Below are 22,886 nucleotides of genomic sequence, written 5' to 3'. Positions count from 1 at the left end.
CCCTTGCTATGACCGTGATTGCTTCCTGCCGGGTGATCGTCCTCGACGGACGGAATGTACCGTCTTCATACCCGGTAATGAGCCCATACTCGGACGCTTTAGCCACAGCCCCGTAATACCAGTCGCCGGACTTCACATCCGTAAAGGAAGCTCGGCTTCCATTCGCGGTCAACCCCACCGCCCTGACGATGATCGTCGCGAATTCCGCGCGTGTGATAGGCTCGTCGGGCATATAACGAGATGTATGAGACGTATCCGCCCCGTTGACGACTTTCCGTGCCCCTAGATCGTTCACCGCAGATTCGGCCCAGTGACCTTTTACGTCTGTAAACGAAATAGAGTGTTCAATGAGAGCATAGGTGCTGCTAGTCAAGCTGTGGATGACCGCGAAATGCTTCCCATCGCGTTTTACAACGTATGTCGGGACGTGACGGACAGTTCCGTCAGTTTCTAGTACGACGGCAGTTGTCACTTGGAGCGGGTCGACGCCGTCCGGAATCGGAATTTCACGCCCTACATACGTGTTAAATTTGTCTATGCTCACCTCTCGATCGTTGTACAAGGCGGTCAAGCTGAAATCGACCGGAGGGGCAATGACCGTAAACCGTTCTTTTACCGACGTTTGTTCCAGAAGCTTCAAGGTGGTGGAATTGCTTTTCGCTATGTCGACATGCACAATGATGTCGGACAGCTTCACCTGACTGCCGAACTGCTTCGATATGGAATCGATTTGGATTTCGGTCGCGGGCAGCAGGTAACTTCCGTTTGGCGTTCTCAGTTCGATTAAGGCATTCTTGTCTTGCATAGCTTTCAACATGTCTCCGGATATCGCTAACCGTACTTGGTCCGAGCTTGCACTCACTGGAATAACGATCGTTGATTTATTTTTTGCTTTGGCAAGCTGCTCCTTCAGTAGAGCTTCTTCGAGGCGAACCGTAAGTAAGGTTCTCTCGCCCTCGCGTGATGAAGCGGCAGTGGCGATTCGATCGAATTCTTGTCCATCGATCTGAATGGGTAGCGGTTTCGATTGATTTCCGGGTGAATAATAACCGCTGTAACTATCGGGAGACGAGGCAGCTGCGCGAGTCACCGCAATTTCATATGTTTTTGTTGCTCCGTTATGAGAAGTTACAACGACTTTAATCGTATTGACGCCTACGCTTAACGGCAACGGCGGAGATGCCGTGGAGCCCGTTAGCGCGAACGGACCGCTCACCCGCGTGCCGATGTTGTTGTACACGCTTGTCGTTACGCTTGCGTAAGTGGCGTCGTATACGGACGCCGTCACCGTCACCGACGATACCTGGTTAGCCACATTGGACGTATAGCTGGTTGCGCCGGGAGCAAAAGTCGGACTCAGAACGCCGTTTGACAAGCTTAAAGCGGCCAAATCCGCATTGTTATGCGCGCTCCATTTCGCATATAGCGTCAAATCCCGGGTGATTGCGGTTGTAAAATCATACGCTGAGGTTAATCCCTTGTCGGTGTACCAGCCTGCGAAGCTGTATCCGGGTCTGACCGGATCTTCGGGTTTCGTTGCCGTGCTTCCCTTTGTTACGTTTTGAATACCGACTAGCGAACTGTCATTGCTGTCAAAAGTTACGGTGTAGGTCGGTTCTTCTACCGGCGACGCGTTCCATTTCGCATATAGCGTCAAATCCCGGGTGATTGCGGTTGTGAAATCATACGCCAAAGTTAATCCGCTATCGGAGTACCAGCCTGCGAAGCTGTACCCGGGTCTGACCGGATCTGCGGGTTTCGTTGCCGTGCTTCCCTTTGTGACGGTTTGATTGTCGACAAGCGAATCGTCATTGCTGTCAAAAATTACGGTGTAGGTCGTTTCTTCTACCAGTGACGCGTTCCATTTCGCATATAGCGTCAAATCCCGGGTGATTGCGGTTGTAAAATCATACGCTGAAGTGAATCCGCTGTCGGCATACCAGCCTGCGAAGCTGTATCCGGGTCTGACCGGATCTTCGGGTTTCGTTGCCGTGCTTCCCTTTGTGACGGTTTGAATACCGACTAGCGAACTGCCATTGCTGTCAAAAGTTACGGTGTAGGTCGTTTCTTCTACCGGCGACGCGTTCCATTTCGCATAAAGCGTCAAATCCCGGGTGATTGCGGTTGTGAAATCATGCGCCAAAGTTAATCCGCTATCGGAGTACCAGCCTGCGAAGCTGTACCCGGGTCTGACCGGATCTGCGGGTTTCGTTGCCGTGCTTCCCTTTGTTACGGTTTGATTGCCGACTGGCGAACCGTCATTGCTGTCAAAAGTTACGGTGTAAAATTCCCCCGCCGGCGGTTCGGTAATCGTAAACGGAATGGATTCGGCATAGCTATTGCCGGCATGATCGAATACTTGGAAATCTACTAGATGGACACCGGGTCGATCTACAACGAAGGAGCCGTTAGTGCCGTTCACTCGGATAAGCTCTCCGCGATCTACCCGATACTCCACAAACCTTACGCCTGATGCATCGTCGGACTGGTCCTCCGCATGATCGTCGGAAGCGCTCCATTCCATAGTGACCGGCTGCGAATATACGGCGCCGTAAGTGACACCGCTGACCGAGAGGCTCGGCTTCAGGAAGTCGGTCGGAATTAAGCCGACATGCAAATCCAATACCGGAGGCGGAACCGCTACGACACGGCTTGTGGCAGTTTCAAAACCGGGACGGCTTACAACAACCCGATATTGTCCCGCCGCCGTATCCCATGCATAGCGACCGTCTTCGCCTGTGACTTGAGGATTGGTAACCGGTCTGAAGCTGTCCGGGTAGCTATCCTCGCTCATCTCTACCCATTGTCCCGCTGCGCCCAGGGCCGGATCGAAATATTGCAGAACCACGGTAGCGCCCGGTAGCGGCCAACTATCCGGGCCTCCTTGATTCGCATTGTACACGATGCCGCTAGGATCGATTAAAACGATCCTATACTTAATGGGCTGACCGATCACATTGCCCCCATATTGCGGAATTATTTGAAACTCTAGCGGCGAAGTGACCAACCCGACTTGATTCGGTACGAACGTGTGCGACCAGTTTTCGTCATCGATCGGGCTCATCTGAGTCTCATACTGATGCCCGCCAGCATCCGAGGCAAGCAGCGTCACCTTTATGGCTTTCGGATTATCGAAAAACGCGGTGATCGTAATCGATGATCCCGATGTGATAACGGGGGTGGCATCCGCCAAATCCCCGATCGTTCCAATAATCCCGATGTTGATCGGGATATAAGGGATAAACGTGGAAACTTCAAGATTTCCCAGCCCTTCAACCGGTCCGGGTACATTATTTTCAATGTCGGGGGAGCCAGATTTTCTTCCGAGCTGGTAGTCGTTATTTAAATAGCCCCAGGTCCAGGCGGTTCCGTCTTTTTTGATCGCTATCGCATGATCCGTGCCGGCGCTAAGGGATACGACGGATTTCATAAGAACACGCTGCGCAAGCTTGTACTCAATCTCGTAGGTCCCGTCCCCAAGCTGGCCGAAATAGTTATACCCCCATCCCCGCAGCGTTCCGTTCTTCAATGCCGCATACGATTGAAACGAGCCTGCCGCTATGGCGGTTGCGCCTTCCAACCCGGCGTTGCTGGTTGTCAATACGCGCACCGGAGTGCTGCTGTCATCGGCGTTCAGCCCGCCTTTACCATTACCGAGCTGGCCATGGACATTATCCCCCCACGTCCAAACGGTCTGGTCGCGCTTGAGGGCTACCATATGCCGGGAGGATAGACCGGCCGCAATAGAATCTACATTGTTCAGATTAGGAACCTGTTTCGGCACGGGATTGTTCAAGGGGGTGCCCGTTTCATAACCTAGCTGCTTATCCGTGTTGTTCCCCCAAGTCCATACGGTTCCGTCGGGTTTTAAGGCGGCGCTAAATCCCAATCCTGCAGCGACGGCTTTTACACCAGCCAGATTGCCCGCTCGTCCGGGCCTGTTGCTAACGAAGCTGCCGGGGGTTTCGTATCCGAGTTTGCCGTTTTCGCTGTTTCCCCAAGCCCACACGGTCCCGTCTCGTTTTAAGGCAACGGCATGATTGCTTCCTGCAGCGATAGCAGAGACATCCGATAATGCTGCCACTTGTACGGGAATGGAACTGCGGTAGCCGGTACCGCTTGTACCGTTACCGAGCTCGCCATTGGCGCCATTGCCCCATGTCCACACGGTTCCATCGTTTTTTAACGCGATCGTAAAATCGGACCCTGTTGCGATCGCTTTGACGTAGCACAAATCGGGGACTCGTGCAGGAGCTGCGCTGCCTCCATATTTTCCGTTGCCGAGCTGACCGAACTGATTGCTTCCCCACGTCCATACGGTACCGTTGCTTTTCAAGGCCGCGGAATGTTTGCCGCCTGCCGCAACCATCGGTTTTGTCCGGAACGAAGTCGTGGACGTGCAATCGACGAGCCCTTCAAAAACTTGACCGGGCGTGCCGGAAGGAGCGTATACAGTACCTTGCACCGGCGTTACGCGTCCGAGCTGGTAATAGTTGTTTTCGCCTCAAGTCCATACGGTTCCATCGTCTTTAACGGCAAGGGAATGGCCTCTTCCCGCAGCAGCCGAGACGGTAGTGCCGTTCAGACTGGATGTGGTGGCGAATAAGCGCCAGCCGGCGGTAGTAGTCCCGTCGCCAATCTGCATGCCGGAGTTGGATCCCCACGCCTGCAAAGTCCCGTCACTCAGTAAAGCGATCGTATGTTCATAGCCCGCTTCAACGGAGACGACATCCTTCAGCACTTTACGCGGACTCGAACTGTATAGGACTTGCTCGGGGATCGGTGCCGTTGTTCTCGTTCCGTTGCCAAGCTGGCCGACTCCGTTATAACCCCACCCCCATACCGTTCCATCCTTAAGCAGAGCGATCGAATAGTGGAGTCCGAGTGATACGGATTGGGCTTCGCCAAGGCTCGACACTTGTGCGGGGACGGAATTGTAACCGTTCGTGCCGGTCGTTCGGCCAAGCTGGCTGTAGGCGTTGTCTCCCCACGTCCATACGGCGCCCGTGCTTGAAACGGCGGCGGCATGGTTGAACCCTGCCGCAATGGAGGTTATCCCGGACAAGGAGCTTACTTGCTGAGGAGCTTTGCTGGAGTTGCTTCCAGTCGTATCGTATCCAAGCTGTCCGGACGAATTATACCCCCAAGTCCATACCGTTCCATCCTTTTTGAGCGCTACGGTGTAAGTTGCTCCTGCGGCAATGGCGGCAGCATCGCTCATACCGCTCACTTGCACAGGGATCGAACGGCTGGTGGTCGTCCCGTCGCCGAGCTGACCAAAACTGTTATTTCCCCACGCCCATACCGTTCCATCGCTCTTCAACGCAAAGGCATTTCCCGATCCTACCGAAATCGCCACGACATCGCACAATCCGGTCACTTGCACGGGGGGAGAACTGTCTGCCGTCGAACCGTTGCCGAGCTGCCCGAAATTGTTTTGGCCCCACGCCCATACGGTCCCGTCATTTTTTAAATAAACGGAGTGATTGTCGCCTGCGGAGACCATCGGTTTCGTTGTAAAACTGGGTGTGCAACCCGGTGTTTGAGCAAATGCGAAGGTCGGAAGCGAAGCGAAGACGAATGACAAGAGGAGAACGAGCGAGTGTGCGATTTTGATCCTTTTGCGAATATAGGATCTCACAATTTTACCAATCCTTTCAATGAATAATACATCACAATCTATAAATCTATTGTAATTGACAGGAGCTACGAAACTTGTCAAACCAGGCAGTAGATTCGCGAAGTCGGGTGAGAAGTTTTGTCGAAGAAACGCGAAGCGGGCTAGGGCATGATCGAATAGGCGGGGGAGGGTGAAGGCGGCCCGGATATGTTATATTGGAAACATGAGTTGGGACAATTTGGAGATGAAAGAACCTTATTGCATGAATTAGGAGCTGCTATTTAGGTAGTTATTCTACTTTTTCTATAGGAGGTAAGCGAGCGGTTGGCTCCATTAGTAAGGGAATTCCCAGAGCATCACGGTCTTTCTTCAAAGGCTCTGTCGCGTTTTTTTGATAGAGTCGAGCAAAATAAATTGCAGGTAAACAGCTTTATGCTGCTTCAGGACGGTCAAGTAACCGCGCAGATGTGGCGTGCGCCTTATCGGCCGAATTGCCCGCAATTGTTGTATTCGCTTAGCAAAAGCGTCACCTCCATAGCGGTGGGCATAGCGGCGGACAACGGATATGTACATCTGGACGATCCGGTTAATCATTTTTTCCCTGAACAGTGTCCCGAGCACATATCGGAGAATTTGGAAAAGATGAAAATTCACCATCTGTTATCGATGAATACGGGGCATCACTCCAATATTTACAATGCCGTAACCGGTGAGAAGGATTGGGTCCGATCCTTTTTGTCTTTGGAGGTGGAATGTGAGCCGGGGAGTTATTATTCCTATAATACGCCTGCTACTTATATGCTGTCGGCTATTATTCAGCAAGCGACCGGTCAACAGTTGGTCGATTTCCTGATGCCCCGGTTGTTCGAGCCTTTGGGAATCGATCGCCCGGTATGGGAAACTTGTCCGATGGGCATTGTCGCAGGAGGCATGGGGCTGAGCTTGACCACCGAGGGCGTGGCCAAGTTTGGGCAAATGCTGCTGGACAAGGGCAAGTATGAAGGCAAAACAATTGTTTCCGAAGCTTACATGGCTCTAGCCACCCGGGAACAGAGCGATAATCGTCAAGGAGCAAAACGAATCGATTGGGCGCAAGGCTACGGGTACCAATTTCATTTATGTCGCAAAGGCTGTTTCAGGGGCGACGGTTCAAACGGCCAGCTTTGTTTTGTGGCTCCAGAACAACGTATCGTCATTGCGGCAACTTCGGCTTTTCCCCATATGGATCAACTCCAGACATTCCTTGATTTGATCTACGAGCATATTATCGACGAGTTGGATTCGAGCCAAACGGTTCTACCGCTTACGGCCGATAGTGTCGCATTGCGGCAACTCCTTGCCGATATGGCGTACCCAGTCCCGGTTGCCCGTCCAATTCCCGACAACGCAGCAGATCTCGATGGCCGCTTGTACAGGATTGGGGATAATCCGGAGAAGCTCCACAAGCTCGGTTTCGCCCGCATAGGGGAACGGTTGGAAGTTCGGTTTTGTTATGAGGAGAGTGAGAATCGGGTACTCGAATTTGATTTTCGGTCCCCTGTACATGTACACGATAGTCATGTAAAAGATTTGGCAATACATCGCCAAGAAGCTGTCACATATGCCGCCTGGCACGATAACATGACGTTGAAGTTGACCTTGTTATACATTGAAACCCCGTACTGCGTTAGTTATACGCTACATTTCACTGCCGGAGGCATCAAGCTTCATTTCCATAAAAATGTTTCTATGACGTTTAGGGAGTATCAAGTTACGGGGCATCAAATCAAGTAAAAGGATACACTAACCTGTTCTTGTCTAAAAAAAAATCGATCTGAGAGCTTCTGAGAAGCACTTTAAAAAACTGTCCACAATTAATAGATAGCCTCTTTCGAGCATTAAAGCGGGCCAGCCAGCCGGAAACTGGCCGATCTGAGCGTTTGCTCTCGGGGCTAGTGCTCTTTCGAGCACTAAACCCTTGTCCAAACGGCTTCAGCCGCGGAGATAATGCTCTTTCGAGCATTAAAGCGGGCCAGCCAGCCGGAAACCGTCCGATCTGGGCGTTTGTGCTCGGTACTAGTGCTCTTTCGAGCACTAACCCTTATCCAAACGGCTCCAGCCGCGGAGATAATGCTCTTTCGAGCATTAAAGCGGGCCAGCTAGCCGAAAACTGGCCGATCTGGGCGTTTGTGCTCGGGGCTAGTGCTCTTTCGACTAACATGTGAGGAGGAAATATGATGACGAAACGTTCAAGTGTGCCGGATCAAGAGCATTGGAATGGAGTGTATAACAGGTTAGACCTGGGCAAGCCGGTCTACGACTTATGGCTCGATGCCTATGCACCATTTTTGGACGGAGCGAAGAATGACGCCATTATCGATCTAGGCTGCGGCTACGGTTGTGATACGCTCTACTTGACGGAGCGTGGTTACCGCGTTATAGCTTGCGATTTCTCGGAAGAGGCGCTGCGTCGTATCGCCGAACACATCCCGGAGGCTGAGACGAAGCAGGTTGATATGACTGCAGGCTTGCCCTTTGAGGGCGGAAGTGCCGGAGCGGTCGTGGCCGACTTATCGCTCCATTATTTCGCTTGGCAGGATACCGTTAATATCGTGAACGATATCGCTCGGGTACTGAAGCCGAGAGGCGTTTTACTGGCCCGCTTCAACTCGGTGGGAGACGTTCACTATGGCGCTGGACTTGGGGTTGAGCTGGAGCCGAACTATTATGAGCATGATGGGCGGCGAAAACGGTTTTTCGATGAGGGCGATTTGCTCCGGCTGTTTGCGGATTGGGAAATAAAAGCGCTTAGAGAGACGGACCTGCACCGTTACGGCAAGCCGAAACGTTGTTGGGAATTGGCAGCTGTAAAGGTGTAAACGAACTTGCTACCAGACTAAAGGAAACCAGAGCCCAATAAATAACCAGACTAGGCTGCCGACAGGAACGGCAGCCATTTCGTTTAAGCCGAAGTTATTACAGCTGTGGAGACGGACAGGTTTATCGCAGATTTTGGCAATTGCATTTAGAAAAGCGATTGGATTTAACCGGCTTCCAAAAAAAGTTCCAACCTTTTTCGCAAGGATATGACTTACTAGATAGCAGCGCTGCTTGGGGGGAGAAAGATGGGTACACAGCTTGAAAATGAAATGGGCTCCGTTCTGGTTCCATACACCAAGCCAATCTTTGGATTTGCTTTGAACCGTACCGGCGACCGGCAGGAAGCGGAGGACTTATCACAGGAAATTTTTCTCCAACTTCTCAAATCCATGTCGTCCGGCAGAGACATACAGAATCTGGACGGGTATGTATGGACGGTCGCCCGTTTCACTTGGGTGAATTGGTTGAACCGTCGTAGGAGGACCTCATCTTCCCTTGATCTTAACGGTATGTCGGAGCTCCCTTCTCCCGACACGCCCAACGTCTTGGAGCAGATAATTCAGAGCGATGAATACAAAAGACTGCGCCAAGAGATTGCCTATCTTTCGCAATTACAGCGGAAGATCGTGGTTATGCATTACTACGATGGGAAGAAACAGAGCGACGTCGCAGTCGAGTTGGGCATTCCCGTCGGAACCGTAAAGTGGCATCTCCATGATGCCAGACAAGAACTAAAGAAAGGGATGGTACGGATGCGGAGCAGTAACGAGCTTAGCTTTAATCCGGTACAATTTGTGAGAACGGGTCATTCAGGAACTCCAGGAAAAATGGGGGAAACGTATACCTTCATGAGACGCAGTATCGCACAGAATCTCATGTATGCCATGTACCACAAGCCGAAAACGATTCAAGAGCTTGCCAGAGACCTAGGTACACCGGCAGCGTTCATTGAAGATGAAGTCGAGTATCTGGAGGAGTATGGTTATGTGATTGAGGCAGGAAGCGGAAAATATGCAGCCAATATGATCATTTGGAATTTTACCGACGAACAGCGGTTAAAAGTGAAAAAGCTGTACAGGGAATGCGCAAGCCTCGTAGCCGATCAACATTTCGATGCATTGATGGATATCCGCAGCGGCATAGAACAGTCCGACTTGTACGTCCCGGATAAGGATTACCATTTTTTACTGTGGACCCTTCTTCCCATGAACATAGGAGAGCAGGGGCGCAATGCGAATGCAGTAACGATCGATAGGGAGAAGGCGCTCCCCTTTAGAAAAGACGGGGGACGTTATATCGCCACCGCTCACCTGAATAGTGGGACTTTGTCCACTCCGCATCAGGAGCCTGACTACTATGTTTTCAACGGCGCTATGACCCGAGACACTGCGGACGGCTTGTATTTGTGGCAGTTTAACACGTTTTGGAGCGATCGCGTATCCCAAGGATGGGCAAATCTCACTTCACGTGATGTTCAAAAGTGTCATGCTTACTGGAGCGGCAGTATGGACGAAGAAACTCAGAAGGAGGACTATGCTTTCCTGTTAGAGAGAGGCTACCTTCGCAAAGACGGGAATGAGTATACGTTTAACACGATATGGGTCGACAAACCTGCAACAGCCGAAGCGATACGTCGGTTGATGCCCGACCTGTCCAATGTATATGCACCGGCCATAGCGAGTCTGTATGAGCAAGCTCTCCTTCTTGCGATGCAAAACCAGCCCAAACATTTGGAGCAGCAGATCGCTTACATGACTATGCAGAATACGAACGCCGGTCAACTGGTTCCATACGTTCTGAAGCATCTTCTCGATAACAGAAAGCTTCGCGAACCTGAGCCGCACCAAAGCAAAACGATCACGACTTGGATGGGATTGTGTAAGGAAACAACCGTTCCCGGAAAGAAATAGACCTTCTATTCTGGCTAAAAGATGAAATAACCAAGCCCTTCGGAACTTACCGAGGGGCTTGCTCGTTACCCGGTTGAAGTATCGGGAGTTTAATTTAAACAGAACTACACCAGGAATGGATCATGTTTATTTGATAAAATCCATTTGTAGGAAGATCGGGGTAAGTGGGGAGATGGTCAAGTTTGTTATTAAGTTCACAATATGTATTAGATGATGAGGTCGAGATAGTAAGTGCAGATTCAAGAGAATTTGCAATCCATTACACAACGTATCGAGAAAATATTTTCTTCAGACAAAGCTGGGAAAGACGAGTGTCTATTTTCGGAGATGCCACCTCTTGTTATTGGATATCGCTAAATCATCGACGAATTGGCGGGGTTTGCTTGGAGCCCAATTCATTATCTTCCTTTTTCTTAATACCCCCTTTTATTGATGTGTTTCGGGTAATGTTACCCTTGAAAAAGTTTCTAATCAGCTGTTCTAGACCAAACCAACCAATACAAGCGTATGGGATATTGCCCTATCAAACAGAGCATTTTTTACGTCTGGGCTTTTTGCCATCCGAATCAAGACGAGTAATGATAAGGCCAACTGAATCATTCGAACAGCAGGAGTGGGGAGATGAACTAGATTGTGTCGCCCCCAGCGCAAAACGAGTAGACGAGGTTGCTAAGATGTTACTCGAATCTTACTCGGGCACCGACAGCATCGGGTATCCAGCAGAAAATACAATACAACAACAAATATCGGCACTTGAGTACTACTTCAAAAATAACGACATAGAGATTTTGAAGTCGGCATCCAGCCTTATTTATAATAAGTCGAATAACGAATTAATTGCAGTCTGTTTTATTTCGTTATGGGAAGACCTTCCACTAGTATCCAATATCGCAGTAATTCCCAAGTACCGTAGCAAACAAATCGCTACAAGATTACTGAAGAAAGCACTAACGGTTTTAAAAGATGAATATGAAGTTCTTCGGCTTTTTGTGACTATAGGAAATCCAGCTGAATCTTTATATTACCGGCTAGGTTTTTATCCTGGACTAGAGCAAACTACATTTTATCTGCCACATGAAACGCGTAGGTATTAAATTACCGGGAAGAAGGGGGCTCTCATGTTAGTCATTCAATCCATCAAAGAATGTCCGCAGCGTCAAACCGAGCTTGCTGACTATGTTAAAGAGCAGTGGCCTAACGTAAAAAAAGTTGTGCTGCCCGCCATTGACGAAAGTGTATTAGCCGACGGCGGACTGCCGTTTACATTTCTACTGTTGAAATCCGGTACTATCATTGGATTTTATCAATTAATTGAACAGGAATTTGTAACTCGAAAAGATTTATCGCCCTGGATAGCCCCGTTGTTCATTGACAAGGGCGAGCGAGGTCAAGCTTTGGGTGCGTTATTATTGGAGCATGGCCGAAAAATGGCGGGGCAGTTAGGGTATAACAAGGTTTATTTGGCGACTGACCATATTCTGTATTATGAGAAGTATGGATTCAGGGAAATAGGTTTGGATACCTTCGAGTGGGGACGCCCTACGAAAATCTACGAACATGACACCATAAAGTAATGTTCATCGCTTGATGGAGCTAACGGAGATTAAGAACTGGACTATGGTTTCGAGGTGAATAACAATGAGAAGCGAACAAGAAATGATGGACTTGATACGGGGAGTCGCCCAAAAAGACGACCGCATTCGAGCAGTATACATGAACGGTTCAAGAACCAATCCCAATGCCCCCAAAGATCTGTTTCAGGATTATGATATTGTTTACGTTGTGACGGAAACAGCCTCCTTTCTACGCGATGAGAACTGGATCAATAGGTTTGGAAAACTGTTAATGATCCAAGAGCCTGACAAGAATGACCGGCTTATCGGGATAGATATGGATTTTGACAGGTCGTACGGATATTTAATGCTCTTTACGGATGGAAACCGCATCGACCTTCACATCGAAACCAAGGAGTCGATGATCGACGGGTATGTCAGCGACAAGCTTACTGTGCCTTTATTGGATAAGGACAGTTGTCTTCCCGGCATTCCTGCTCCTTCAGACATCGACTACCATGTGAAAAAGCCGACAGAACCCCTTTACATCAGTTGCTGCAGCGACTTTTGGTGGTGTCTGCAAAACGTTGCAAAGGGAATCTGGCGGGACGAACTGCCGTATGCAAAGCTAATGTACGAGAAGACCACCAGAGCTTCGTTGGATGAGATGGTTTCATGGTGGATCGGAACAAAAAATGAATTTCAAGTTTCAACAGGCAAGATGGGAAAGAATTTCAAAAAGTATCTTCCGGAGTTATACTGGCAGATGTATAAAGAAACTTACTCGGACAGCGATTTTGAGAACATGTGGAATTCTATATTTGTCGCATGCGAATTATATCGATCTCTAGCTAAAGACGTAGCCGAATATTTTTTGTTTACTTACCCGACGGATGACGATGCTAACATGACGGAATACCTCAAGCATGTAAGAGGGTTACCTGCGGATGCAAAGCAAATTTACTAGAAGCTTAAAGTGCCTAGTATAATGAAACATTAACCAGGTTAAAAAACATGGCCCAACTATAGCAATTGTTCCACCGATACTTGGTACAACAAGCTCCCTTCACTGAACAATACGCGATTTTCCCGAAAATCTTGTGTCTGCGGTGCAAGCGGCTTGGCTTGTTTATTCTGAAAATGGATGTTGTGCCCTTTCGTCAGTTTTCCCGGTTTTTCATTTTTTTTGAGCACGTAGGTTCCGCTTTTCCCGTACCCGCCATCGAACAAAAAGTGATAACCATCCGTACAAAACCCGGAAGAGCCGGAAATCTCGGGATTGATAAAGGTGACCTCAGCCTGCACGGGACCGCCCGAGATGCGACCCAGCAAGAAGTCCGTATAATAATAAAACCAGACCTCCTCTTCGTGAACTACGTTCAACGCATAACAATCGGCAATATCCGCCATGCGATCTTCGTATCGTTTGTTGCCATGCTCATCCCAGGCCAGAAGGCCATGGGCGCCAACCGGTTGATCCCAGCCGTTATTGCCGAACACGCCTTCGTCGAAATAACTGGTCCAGATGGTCCCCTTCTCCGTCACCTGAACGCTTTGAATCCCGTCTCCCAGCAGGAACTCTCGAATGGTACGCCCTTTATAATCACATACTTTGGCGTTCAAATCGTACTTGTCCGGACCATAATAAGAGCAGCGCGCTCCGACCAGCAGCAATTGATTGCGAAGCGGTTGGACATAATGGTAGTTGAATTGCTGGCCCTCGATCACCGTTTCATCGACATCGTTACCTTCTACAACGAGTATTTTGTAGGTATAGGCTTGCTTGAGAGCGGACGGAACGAACATTCCTCTTTCCCGTTCCGGGATGCGGTTGATGAGCAGGACATACACGTACCCATCCCCGCCGAATTGAGCGGATACGATCTCAAACCCTTCCATATGCTTTGAAATATCGGCAAAAGGCTGCAGTGCCACCGTTTTATGATACATGCCAATCCCTCCAGAAGGTTAGTTGTAAACCATCCTTACTTGTTAGGTGTATTTTATCGGAAAAGAATGTTCCCTAACATGGCGGAAGTATGGCGAGTCGCAGCACGGCAAAAAACCGTTCGTCGGCAAGACGAACGGGCGATGGCCGCCAGGTTCATTAGTCAGCGGCTTCGTTCAGATGGTTTTTCAACGTCAAGGCCATGGTTTTGCGCTCGCCCTCGCCGCTGTTCTCCCAGATGATTTCGAACAGGACGCCTAGCCCGGGCAGCGCTTTGTCGTCGCCGCCGATCGAATCCTCGATGACTCCGACCAGTTCCTCTTCGGACTTGTCGTGAACCCGTTTAATGATCGCTTGCCGTAAGCTTAAAATCATGTTGGAACCTCCGGTTTCGTCGTGTTCTCACGTTAATATGCTCCGAAACGGCCGCCTTCATGTACGGGAGAAGCGGAACCGCCGTATGGCGGGACGGTTGCCGTGTGGTATAATAAACGGCAACAGGCTGGAGAGGAGCATGGTCATGAAAGCGAAGCAATACGCCGTTATCGGCATGGGCCGGTTCGGATCGAGCGTTGCCAAATCGCTGTACGGTCTCGGTTACGAGGTGCTGGCGATCGATTCGAGCGAGCAGAGAATGCAGGAAGTATCCGGCACGGTAACGCATGCCGTGCAAGCCGATTCGACCGACGAGGAAGCGCTCCGTGCGCTCGGCATCCGTAACTTTGACGTCGTCGTCGTGGCGATCGGACAAGATATTCAATCGAGTATCCTCACTACGCTCATTCTCAAAGACCTTGGCGTTCCGCTGTTGGTCGTTAAGGCACAAACCGAGCTGCACGGCAAGGTGCTGAAAAAAATCGGCGCCGACAAAGTAATATTCCCGGAACGAGACATGGGTTTACGTGTCGCGCACCATTTAATATCCCCTAATATTTTGGATTTTATCGAGCTTTCCGACGATTACAGTATCGTGGAGCTAAAAGCCTCGTCGACGATGATCGGCCGGACGCTGCGCGAGCTGGACGTTCGGGCCCGGTACGGATGCAACGTGATGGCGTTAAAGACGGGCGATAAGATGAACATTTCGCCCAATGCGGACGATACGATCAAGCATGACGATATTCTTGTCGTCGTCGGTCAGAACGACCAACTGCGGCAGCTGGAGCGGGCGTTCGGGGAAGGGGGCAAATAAACATGCGTCGCCCGGAAAAAATCGAATCGCTGCACAATCCGCGGGTGAAGCAGTGGGCTCAACTGTTGGACAAGAAGGGCAGAGACAAGCAGGGGCTTTATCTTGTGGAGGGCATTCATCTCGTTCATGAGGCGCTGAAGTTTAGGGCCGGCGTGGAGACGCTCTTATTCTCCGCCGAACGCGGCATACCGGACGAGATCGCAGGGCTGCTTGAGAGAGAAACGGACCTGGAGTGCGTAGCGGTGAGCGAACCTGTGCTGCAAAAATGCTCCGATGCGCAAACGCCGCAGCCGGTTATTGCGGTTGTTCGCAAGACGCAGGCAGCGACCAATTCTCTGCTTGAACGCGAGCGTGCCCTCGTTGTCGTCGTCGACGGGGTGCAGGACCCCGGCAACCTCGGGACGATCATCCGGTCCGCGGACGCGGTCGGAGCGACGGGCGTCGTGCTCGGCCTCGGGACCGTCGACCTGTACAACCCGAAGACGGTCCGTTCGACAATGGGCTCGATGTTCCACCTTCCGATCGTTGAGGCTGCGCTGCCTCCGCTGCTGGCGGAAGCGAAGCGCAAGGGGATCCGGCTATTCAATACGAGCTTGCAGGCGACGCGAACTTGCTACGAGACGGATTGGACAGAAGCGTCGTGGATCGTCCTCGGCAATGAAGGCAAAGGCGTATCGCCGGAAGTGGCCGCGCAGATCGATGAGCACATCATCATCCCGATGAAGGGGCCGTCCGAATCGCTCAATGTCGCCATGGCCGCTACGGTGCTGCTGTTCGAAGCTATGCGGCAGCGGGGAGTTTAATAGGAGGCAAAAGCAATTCACGACTATAGGTACACCATTTCGAATATCCGCCAATCCTACAGAGCCGTCAGGGGTGTCCCTTGACGGTTTTTCTTTCAACCGATGGACTGTGCCGGCACCGATCCGCTTTTACAACTCTATAACAATACCGTAATAATATGAGTATATACAAAGGAGGTGAGTCCTTATGGCAGCCATATTGATAGTTGAGGATGAAATCTCGATCAATGAGTTGGTGAAAAGGAGTTTGCAGCTTGTCGGGCATCACTGCACTTCTGTTTATGACGGAATAGCGGCCATATCTGAAATTCAAGCCCAAACCTATGATCTTATCATTTTAGATATTATGCTGCCCGAGCTGGACGGGTTTGAAGTGTTTAAACGAGCGCAGGAGATTCCCACGATATTCTTATCGGCGCGCAGCAGCTTATCCGACCGGATTAACGGCTTTTCGATGGGGGCTGACGATTATTTGACCAAGCCCTTTGAAATGCTGGAGCTGCTCGCTCGCGTGGAAGCTGTATTGCGGCGAACCCAAAAACAGAAAAGCGGCTTTGAAGCGGAAGCGGTGCGGATCGATTTTGACAGCCGTCAAGTCTTTTATAAGGGACAGCTCGTGGAATGCACCCCAAAAGAGTACGAATTGTTGGAGGTGCTGATCAACAACCGCAATATCGCCTTGTCCAGAGAAAGACTTCTGGAGCTCGTATGGGGCTATGATTACGAGGGCGATACCCGCACGATCGATGTACATATCCAAAAGCTGCGAAAAAAATTAGGCTGGGAACATGTGATCAAAACGGTCTACAAGCTGGGTTACCGCTTGGAGATCAGTCTATGAAATACCGCACTTTTTTAACCACCCTTACGTTGTTCCTACTCTCCTTCAATTTCGGCATATTTATCATTTCCGTCACCACTTTCAAAGATACGGTGAACCGCGCAGAGGAAAAAAGCTTGGGCGAGCATTATTTCATAACATCTGCGCTCATAAGAGATTTGCACGCGGTGGAAATTCGCGGAACGGATATTGATGGCTCTTTGAGTTCCCTGCTCCAGCCCTACCGGTTTTTGTCCGGAGATAGGAAGGTTAAACTGGCGCTTTACAAGGGCAATCAGCTTGTTTACTCGAATCGGCTGGAGCTCTCCCTGCAGAGCCGTTTTGTGGAACCGCCGGAGGACGGAAGCCGTCTGGTTGCAAGGCAGAGTGCAGATGGCCGTACGTTTGTCATGGTTTCGGGAAAGCTTCCATCGCCTTATCATGCATACACGATGGTCTATCTTTATGATATGACGGATTCCATCGCCGCGTGGAAACAGATGAAGAACATGCTGTTTATGGCGGGTACTATTCTTTCCGGACTGCTTGCTTTCGTTCTTCTTTTGCTGCTTAATCGAATATTCAAGCCGTTGCGGCAAATTTCCCAAACCTCCCGTTATATTGCAGCCGGCGCATACGAGACCAGGCTTCCGGTATCCGGCCATGACGAGCTTTCCGAAATGGCTCGCAGCTTTAATCATATGGCGGGAGAAATCCAGCATCAAATGACGGAGCTGATCAACGCCGCCGAAAAGAAGCAGCAGTTTATCGACAATTTTGCCCACGAGCTCCGGACGCCCTTGACCGCCATATACGGATACGCGGAATATATGCAAAAGGCCGCTTTGACCGAGGACGACCGGTTGTCCGCAATCGGCTACGTGATGTCGGAAAGCCGGCGTTTGCAGACTATGTCCAATCAATTGCTCGAGCTGGCCAACCTGAAAAACGATCAGATCGTCCGAGAAGAGCTGGACGTATCCGCCCTCTTTAAGTCTGTGGAACAGACTCTGCATAACAAGATGACGGAAAAAGAAATTCAGCTGGAGTTTTTTGCGGAGACGGATGTGATTTGGGGAGACGCTTACTTGCTGGAGAGTCTGTTTGTCAATTTGATCGACAATGCGATCAAGGCGTGCGGCAAAGGCGGGCATATCCTCGTACGCGCGGCGATGGAAGCGGGGAAGATGACGGTATGCATTCGGGATAACGGGAGAGGCATGACCTCCGAAGTGCTCGGGCTTATTACGGAACCTTTCTACCGGGCGGAGAAATCGCGCAACCGCAAGGACGGCGGGGCCGGATTAGGACTTGCCATCTGTAAACAAATCGTCGTGCATCATGGCGCGGAGATGGAATTTAGGAGCAGCCCCGGCGAAGGAACGACAGTACAAATCGTTTTTACAACTTCACCATAACTCGATGATGGTTCTATAACCCGGCCGTTTTATACTGCATGTGTAATCCAAACCATACGGTGGAGGAGAGATTCAGTTGAAAGAGAACCGATCGGAAAGACACGGCTTCAAAAAGACCCTACTGGCGGCCGCAGCGATCATAGGGACCGGCACGTTGCTGTTTCAGGGATTCACGCAAGCGGCGACGGCGGCGGAATTCAAGAAAACCAATTCGATTCCTACAAGCTATGCGGCTTATACTGCCGATTCATCCCAGTCGCCGCAAAACAGCTTGCCGGAAGGCTACCAAAAAGCGAATTATACGCTCAGAGGCATTGATCTGGAGTATTACCGCAACCAGACGCCAACCGGCAAAGATATGACCAAAGAGGAAGCGGCGGAAATCGGCGCGAAAGCGCTTTGGGACGTATTTGACCTGAGCTTGGAGGGGCAGGTGGTCGAAATCGGCTACCAACAGCCGACCGAAAGTCTTCCCCGCTCGAGATGGTACGCCGATGTGCTGGTCAACGGCGAGCGCATTTATTGCTTCTCCGTGGACTCCGTAACGGGAGAATTGTTTAACATATCCCGCAGTCGAACGTTGGATGTGAAGGTTTCCGTAGCTTTTGATGCGGCACTGGATAGAAACCCGCAGGAGTATGTGGAGCTGGCAAAGAAGCTGGCGGAGAAACATAACGTCGTTCACGGCGCAGTCAAGTCGGTTGCATACAACGGTCAAGGATACAGCAATAACGACCCGACTCTTTCCGTTGATATTTCGGGTGAAAATGGGGAAATGGCGTTGATGAGTCTCTCCCGATATGACAAGGAGTTACTCGGTATCGTCTATAGTACGGAATATAAGCCTACGATCGAATTCAACGAGAAGATGATGAAGCGGATGCATGAAAAGGTTAAAGAAATGGAGAAGTCGTCGCCCCCTGCCAGCAAAAACGAAGCCCCCTATCTGAAGCCTTTGTATTTTTAGAAGGCATTTACTTACTTCGTTGAAGTGAAATCGTTCATCGCTCAAGCCGCCACGTTTGTTGGCGGTTTTTTTTGCGCGATCGTACGTCGGCTTTTTACTTTGACCAGGTCTGATCGCCCGATCCGTTCTTGAACAAGTCTTTTCAACTTACACGAAGCTGTTTGGGAATGTGTTCTCCTTCAACGCGTATTTATCCATAACCTTCTTGCCAATGAAGGTTTTTTACGTTGTAGAAGGAAAATAGGAAACACATCTTCCCGGCTGGCCCGCAAGCGCGCCCCGATCCGGCTTGACTCCAGATTGCGGCAACTGGTATGGTGACATCAAAAGACACCGTGAAGCTCCGGAAGAAATCAAAATCGCGATCGGGAGACAGGGAGGTAAAGAGGAATGACCTACGTGAAGACCGACTTATTCGATATTCCATGCCTGAGAATGAAGCCGACAGGCACATCCAAAGGAACGGTTTTGCTTTACCACGGCTGGAGCTCCAGCATCGAAAGCTACGAGTTTTTTGCCTCCACGATCACGCACTGGGGCTACGAGGCGGTCGTTCCGGAGCTCCCGCATCACGGGGAGCGGGGGAAGTTGAACTACGGCGAGCCCGGGCAGCTTCAGCAATATTTTTGGCCTACGGTGCTGCAGGGCTTGGAGGAAGCGAAAGCGATCGCCTTCCATTTGGCCGGGCAGGATGCCAGGCTGGCGGTGATCGGGCATTCGATGGGGGGCTTTATCGCAGGCGGCGTATCCGCCAAAGTTCCCGCCATTCGGTCCGCCGTCGTCATCAACGGTTCGTGCGCGTGGGTGAAGTTCGAGGAGCTGTACCGGAGCAGGCTCGGGCTCCCGGCAAGCGACGAGGCCCAAACGGCGCTGGGAGAGCACGACCCGATTACAGCTTGGTCTGCAGGCAACGATACGGCGCTGCTGTTGCTCCACGGCACGGAGGACACGACCGTTCCGATCGACAGCCAGAGCTATTTTGCAAGCGCGGCGCCCAAGGAGCGATTCCGCGCCCTGGAATTTGTCCAATACTCGGGGGTCAATCACCAGATTACGTTAAGTATGCTGCAAAGGACGAAGGGTTGGCTGGATGACTACTTAGCCGGTCGTTAATCTTTTTTTGCCGCCAATCAACAAGCGCTCCGAAGTATGGTCTCCGTCTTAAAGGCCATCGTCTTTGTCATTAGAATGGGGAGCATTCGTGCAAAGCAGCTTGGGTCAAATAAACCGTATTCCATATCTACAAAGCGCCTTCACGCAGTTCTAATACGATTAAGGCCATTAATCGTTGGGATGAGAAGAGCTGTTTCGGGAGGTCAGGGCCGTCGAGCGGAACTGCCCCGGTGTCTTACCGGTATTTGCTTGAACGCTTTATTAAAATGGCTCAAATCGTTAAAGCCGACCTCCTGCGCGATATGGATAATTTTATCGCCGGAATTGCGAAGCAGCTCGCACGCCATGCCGATTCGCACCTCGTTGCGGTATTCCAAGAACGTTTTCCCGGCATATTGCTTGAACTTGGCGGTAAAAGCCGCCGCGCTCATGCCGCACATCTGATAGATTTGCTCCATCATAATCGGCTGCGCATAATGAAGCTTCGTGAACTCGCACACCCATGCCATCACCGATTTTTCGTCGCGCACAGCAGACAGAGGCTCGGACACCCGTTTCTCGTACCATCGGCTTAAGGAGATGAACAACTCCATCAGCATCGCTTTTACGCACAACCGGTAACCCAGTTCTTTTTTTCTATACTCGCCCACGATCCTGTCGAGCACAAACGTGGTCTCCAGCCCTTCGTTCACCGTCAGCTTCAAGTGATACTGAAATTCTGAAGAAACGCGAATCATCGGCTCCAGATAGAAAAAACGGATAAACGGAGTGACCTGCGACAGTTGGCGAAGCTCCGTTTCGAGCAGTTCCGGCAGAAACAGTATATTGTATACCACCATCGGCACACTACCGGTTACCCGGTAACCGTGTTCCGCCTGCGGCTCGATGACAAAAAAATCGCCTTTTGCGATCGGATATGTTTCACCCCGATAAATATGCTCGCCCTCGGCTACGAATACGCATTCAATGAATTCATGCTTATGCGGCCCAATTGCGTTCGAGCGGAACTTGTAAGGGGCAATATGGAACGGAAAATCCGGACTTTCCAGGAAATGCTCTTTCGTATAGTAGATCATCGCGATCCCTCCGGCAGCGAACCGTTCAAACAATTTTATTCCTATTGTAGCACCTTGCATCGCGGAATGCTGAAGAAAATACCCCATGCTTTGCAGCAAATTCGCCAAGTCCGCCCGCTTCGCCGCATGGTATATTTCATTTGGAAGCCAGACTTGACCTAGGAAAGGATGCGATGGTAGTGGGGGAAATGATGGAGCAGTGGGTAACGAAGGAAAAAGTGGAGTTTTACAAGGAAAACGGCTTTGTCCAGATCGACAACGTACTGACGGCGGAGGAATTGGAGGAGCTGCGGGATTACGCCAATGAAGCGATGGCCTCGGATTCGAGGCATTCCGTCAGGACGGATCAGGACGGGGGCGCTTACTATAAAGTATTGAACCAAAAAGTAAACGTATGGCGGGACCACGGCGGTATGGCCAAATATTCGCTCCACCCGCGGCTTGCGTCGATCGCGATGCATTTGACCGAGGCGAGCGGAATCCGTTTGTTCCACGATCATTTGCTTTGGAAAATGCCCGGCGATTCCAAGCCTACTCCTTGGCATCAGGATACGGTCAAATGGCCGATGAACGAAACAGGAGCGCTCTCGATATGGCTAACCCTTGACGACGTTGACGAGCGGAACGGCTGCATGATGTTCATACCGAAATCGCATACGGCCGGCAAGCTGAAAAATATAAGCCTGGTGAATCCCGTCGACATCTTCGAGTATGTCAAAGGAACGGAACTGGAGAATCAAAGGCCTGTCGTCGTGCCGCTCAAAGCGGGCAGCTGCACGTTTCACGACGGATTGACGTTCCACTATGCTCACGCCAATCAGACCGATAAGCCGCGCCGGGTACTGGCCACTATTTATATGAAGGACGGCACGACATACAACGGCGCCAGCCATGTGATGACGAACGAGCAAGGTCTGGTTGTCGGCGAGCCGATTCGCGGGCCGCTGTTTCCGCTGCTCGCCAAAGCATAATATCGCAACAGCGCGTTCAACAAAAGGCAGGGCCAATTACGGACAAACGATCCCCAATTGCTCTGCCTTTTCTGCTGCGACGTGGCTCGTACGCTTGAGCAGGCACATCGCTTCATAAGCGTTATAAGCTTCCCTGGCGATCCTTCTCCGCGCGCCAGGCGTAAACAGATGAGCGAACGGATTTGCTTCTGCAATCCCGAAATCTCAAGCCATCGCATCAACAGCGGTAATTTTAAGAGCGTCATGCTTGCGGGGCTTCAGCTGATGTAAAGCTTCGGTTACTCGGCCGTGAGGGACAGTTCGGTCAAACGTTCGTTGCAAGGCCCTTCATAGAGGCCTCCGTGGTAACAGATGATCTTCTCGATCTCGAAATGAGTCAGGTTCCGGATGGATTGGCGGGCCAGCTCGGGATTCCAGCACAACGCCGGAATCGGACCATGCAGTTCGCCGTCCCGGACGATCAAGGCATCCGCGGAATTCTCGCTGGCAGCAGTCCCGTGTATATCAGTCATCCCGAATTTTTTTTCGCTCCCTCTGCGGGAGCGTGGATTGAAACGATTGGATAGATGGTCTAACCCCTACCTACCGGTCGCTCCCAGCATGATTGAAACAGGAACACCAGCCAACGCATGAATT

At 50.9% G+C, this 22,886-nt stretch carries 18 protein-coding genes and 1 pseudogene; 13 read left to right on the top strand and 6 right to left on the bottom strand.

Going from position 1 to position 22,886, the window contains the following annotated elements:
- Positions 1-28 precede the first annotated feature (28 nt).
- Together ABD796_RS24310 and ABD796_RS24305 are read right to left on the bottom strand one after the other, a co-directional pair.
- Positions 29-4,492: pseudogene (locus ABD796_RS24310) on the bottom strand (RCC1 domain-containing protein); the annotation flags it as partial.
- Between the two features lie 12 nt (positions 4,493-4,504).
- Entirely contained in the window at positions 4,505-5,641 is a 1,137-nt protein-coding gene (locus tag ABD796_RS24305) for an RCC1 domain-containing protein (RefSeq protein ID WP_344912790.1), read from the bottom strand.
- Between the two features lie 303 nt (positions 5,642-5,944).
- On the opposite strand from ABD796_RS24305, the gene ABD796_RS24300 reads away from it, so the two are divergent.
- From ABD796_RS24300 to ABD796_RS24275, 6 genes are all read left to right on the top strand, one after another.
- Complete coding sequence (locus tag ABD796_RS24300) at positions 5,945-7,393, top strand: serine hydrolase domain-containing protein (protein ID WP_344912788.1); 1,449 nt, start codon at positions 5,945-5,947, stop codon at positions 7,391-7,393.
- A gap of 443 nt (positions 7,394-7,836) precedes the next feature.
- Positions 7,837-8,478, top strand: coding sequence for a class I SAM-dependent methyltransferase (locus ABD796_RS24295; RefSeq protein WP_344912786.1), 642 nt, complete (start codon positions 7,837-7,839; stop codon positions 8,476-8,478).
- Between the two features lie 246 nt (positions 8,479-8,724).
- A complete protein-coding gene (locus tag ABD796_RS24290; RefSeq protein WP_344912784.1) occupies positions 8,725-10,389 on the top strand; it encodes an RNA polymerase sigma factor in 1,665 nt (554 codons plus the stop codon).
- A gap of 164 nt (positions 10,390-10,553) precedes the next feature.
- On the top strand, positions 10,554-11,483 hold the full coding sequence (locus ABD796_RS24285) for a GNAT family N-acetyltransferase (RefSeq protein ID WP_344912782.1): 930 nt from the start codon (positions 10,554-10,556) through the stop codon (positions 11,481-11,483).
- 24 nt (positions 11,484-11,507) lie between these two features.
- Complete coding sequence (locus ABD796_RS24280; RefSeq protein WP_344912780.1) at positions 11,508-11,963, top strand: GNAT family N-acetyltransferase; 456 nt, start codon at positions 11,508-11,510, stop codon at positions 11,961-11,963.
- Positions 11,964-12,027: 64 nt separating this feature from the next.
- Positions 12,028-12,909: an aminoglycoside 6-adenylyltransferase gene (locus tag ABD796_RS24275; RefSeq protein ID WP_344912778.1), complete on the top strand. Its 882-nt coding sequence runs from the start codon at positions 12,028-12,030 to the stop codon at positions 12,907-12,909.
- 56 nt (positions 12,910-12,965) lie between these two features.
- Here the strand turns inward: ABD796_RS24275 and ABD796_RS24270 are convergent, their stop codons facing one another.
- Together ABD796_RS24270 and sspI are read right to left on the bottom strand one after the other, a co-directional pair.
- Positions 12,966-13,892: a hypothetical protein gene (locus ABD796_RS24270; protein WP_344912776.1), complete on the bottom strand. Its 927-nt coding sequence runs from the start codon at positions 13,890-13,892 to the stop codon at positions 12,966-12,968.
- Positions 13,893-14,049: 157 nt separating this feature from the next.
- A complete protein-coding gene (sspI, locus tag ABD796_RS24265; RefSeq protein ID WP_344912774.1) occupies positions 14,050-14,265 on the bottom strand; it encodes a small acid-soluble spore protein SspI in 216 nt (71 codons plus the stop codon).
- A 145-nt stretch (positions 14,266-14,410) separates the two neighbouring features.
- Here sspI and ABD796_RS24260 point away from each other — a divergent pair, with 145 nt between their 5' ends.
- The 6 genes from ABD796_RS24260 to ABD796_RS24235 all read left to right on the top strand — a co-directional run bounded on the left by ABD796_RS24260 (position 14,411) and on the right by ABD796_RS24235 (position 20,203).
- Complete coding sequence (locus ABD796_RS24260) at positions 14,411-15,082, top strand: potassium channel family protein (RefSeq protein WP_344912772.1); 672 nt, start codon at positions 14,411-14,413, stop codon at positions 15,080-15,082.
- Positions 15,083-15,084: 2 nt separating this feature from the next.
- Entirely contained in the window at positions 15,085-15,885 is an 801-nt protein-coding gene (locus ABD796_RS24255) for a TrmH family RNA methyltransferase (RefSeq protein ID WP_344912770.1), read from the top strand.
- 187 nt (positions 15,886-16,072) lie between these two features.
- Positions 16,073-16,726 carry a response regulator transcription factor gene (locus ABD796_RS24250; protein ID WP_344912768.1) on the top strand — a complete coding sequence of 218 codons (654 nt, stop codon included), beginning with the start codon at positions 16,073-16,075 and terminating at the stop codon, positions 16,724-16,726.
- Positions 16,723-18,123: a HAMP domain-containing sensor histidine kinase gene (locus ABD796_RS24245; RefSeq protein WP_344912766.1), complete on the top strand. Its 1,401-nt coding sequence runs from the start codon at positions 16,723-16,725 to the stop codon at positions 18,121-18,123. The genes ABD796_RS24250 and ABD796_RS24245 overlap by 4 nt, the downstream gene beginning before the upstream one ends.
- 76 nt (positions 18,124-18,199) lie before the next feature.
- Positions 18,200-19,090: a hypothetical protein gene (locus ABD796_RS24240; RefSeq protein ID WP_344912764.1), complete on the top strand. Its 891-nt coding sequence runs from the start codon at positions 18,200-18,202 to the stop codon at positions 19,088-19,090.
- 390 nt (positions 19,091-19,480) lie between these two features.
- Positions 19,481-20,203 carry an alpha/beta fold hydrolase gene (locus tag ABD796_RS24235; RefSeq protein ID WP_344912762.1) on the top strand — a complete coding sequence of 241 codons (723 nt, stop codon included), beginning with the start codon at positions 19,481-19,483 and terminating at the stop codon, positions 20,201-20,203.
- 203 nt (positions 20,204-20,406) lie between these two features.
- Here ABD796_RS24235 and ABD796_RS24230 read toward each other — a convergent pair whose 3' ends face one another.
- Positions 20,407-21,279 (bottom strand): AraC family transcriptional regulator, encoded by an 873-nt coding sequence (locus tag ABD796_RS24230; protein ID WP_344912760.1) that lies wholly within the window; start codon positions 21,277-21,279, stop codon positions 20,407-20,409.
- 173 nt (positions 21,280-21,452) lie between these two features.
- Here ABD796_RS24230 and ABD796_RS24225 point away from each other — a divergent pair, with 173 nt between their 5' ends.
- Positions 21,453-22,250 carry a phytanoyl-CoA dioxygenase family protein gene (locus tag ABD796_RS24225; protein WP_344912758.1) on the top strand — a complete coding sequence of 266 codons (798 nt, stop codon included), beginning with the start codon at positions 21,453-21,455 and terminating at the stop codon, positions 22,248-22,250.
- Between the two features lie 278 nt (positions 22,251-22,528).
- Here ABD796_RS24225 and ABD796_RS24220 read toward each other — a convergent pair whose 3' ends face one another.
- Complete coding sequence (locus tag ABD796_RS24220) at positions 22,529-22,762, bottom strand: MBL fold metallo-hydrolase (protein WP_344912756.1); 234 nt, start codon at positions 22,760-22,762, stop codon at positions 22,529-22,531.
- Between the last annotated feature and the right edge of the window lie 124 nt (positions 22,763-22,886).

The sequence above is a fragment of the Paenibacillus hodogayensis genome, from assembly GCF_039536325.1.
Classification (GTDB): Bacteria; Bacillota; Bacilli; order Paenibacillales; family NBRC-103111; genus Paenibacillus_AB; species Paenibacillus_AB hodogayensis.
Note: the sequence above shows the minus strand (reverse complement) of the source record. Positions and strands in the feature narration are given on the sequence as shown.

What these genes read in the sequence shown, in the direction of transcription:
- ABD796_RS24220 (WP_344912756.1), bottom strand. Translation starts at nt 22,762, where the DNA reads ATGACTGATATACACGGGACTGCTGCCAGCGAGAATTCCGCGGATGCC.
- sspI (WP_344912774.1), bottom strand. Translation starts at nt 14,265, where the DNA reads ATGATTTTAAGCTTACGGCAAGCGATCATTAAACGGGTTCACGACAAG.
- ABD796_RS24280 (WP_344912780.1), top strand. Translation starts at nt 11,508, where the DNA reads ATGTTAGTCATTCAATCCATCAAAGAATGTCCGCAGCGTCAAACCGAG.
- ABD796_RS24295 (WP_344912786.1), top strand. Translation starts at nt 7,837, where the DNA reads ATGACGAAACGTTCAAGTGTGCCGGATCAAGAGCATTGGAATGGAGTG.
- ABD796_RS24250 (WP_344912768.1), top strand. Translation starts at nt 16,073, where the DNA reads ATGGCAGCCATATTGATAGTTGAGGATGAAATCTCGATCAATGAGTTG.
- ABD796_RS24255 (WP_344912770.1), top strand. Translation starts at nt 15,085, where the DNA reads ATGCGTCGCCCGGAAAAAATCGAATCGCTGCACAATCCGCGGGTGAAG.
- ABD796_RS24275 (WP_344912778.1), top strand. Translation starts at nt 12,028, where the DNA reads ATGAGAAGCGAACAAGAAATGATGGACTTGATACGGGGAGTCGCCCAA.
- ABD796_RS24270 (WP_344912776.1), bottom strand. Translation starts at nt 13,892, where the DNA reads ATGTATCATAAAACGGTGGCACTGCAGCCTTTTGCCGATATTTCAAAG.
- ABD796_RS24245 (WP_344912766.1), top strand. Translation starts at nt 16,723, where the DNA reads ATGAAATACCGCACTTTTTTAACCACCCTTACGTTGTTCCTACTCTCC.
- ABD796_RS24235 (WP_344912762.1), top strand. Translation starts at nt 19,481, where the DNA reads ATGACCTACGTGAAGACCGACTTATTCGATATTCCATGCCTGAGAATG.
- ABD796_RS24260 (WP_344912772.1), top strand. Translation starts at nt 14,411, where the DNA reads ATGAAAGCGAAGCAATACGCCGTTATCGGCATGGGCCGGTTCGGATCG.
- ABD796_RS24290 (WP_344912784.1), top strand. Translation starts at nt 8,725, where the DNA reads ATGGGTACACAGCTTGAAAATGAAATGGGCTCCGTTCTGGTTCCATAC.
- ABD796_RS24225 (WP_344912758.1), top strand. Translation starts at nt 21,453, where the DNA reads ATGGTAGTGGGGGAAATGATGGAGCAGTGGGTAACGAAGGAAAAAGTG.
- ABD796_RS24230 (WP_344912760.1), bottom strand. Translation starts at nt 21,279, where the DNA reads ATGATCTACTATACGAAAGAGCATTTCCTGGAAAGTCCGGATTTTCCG.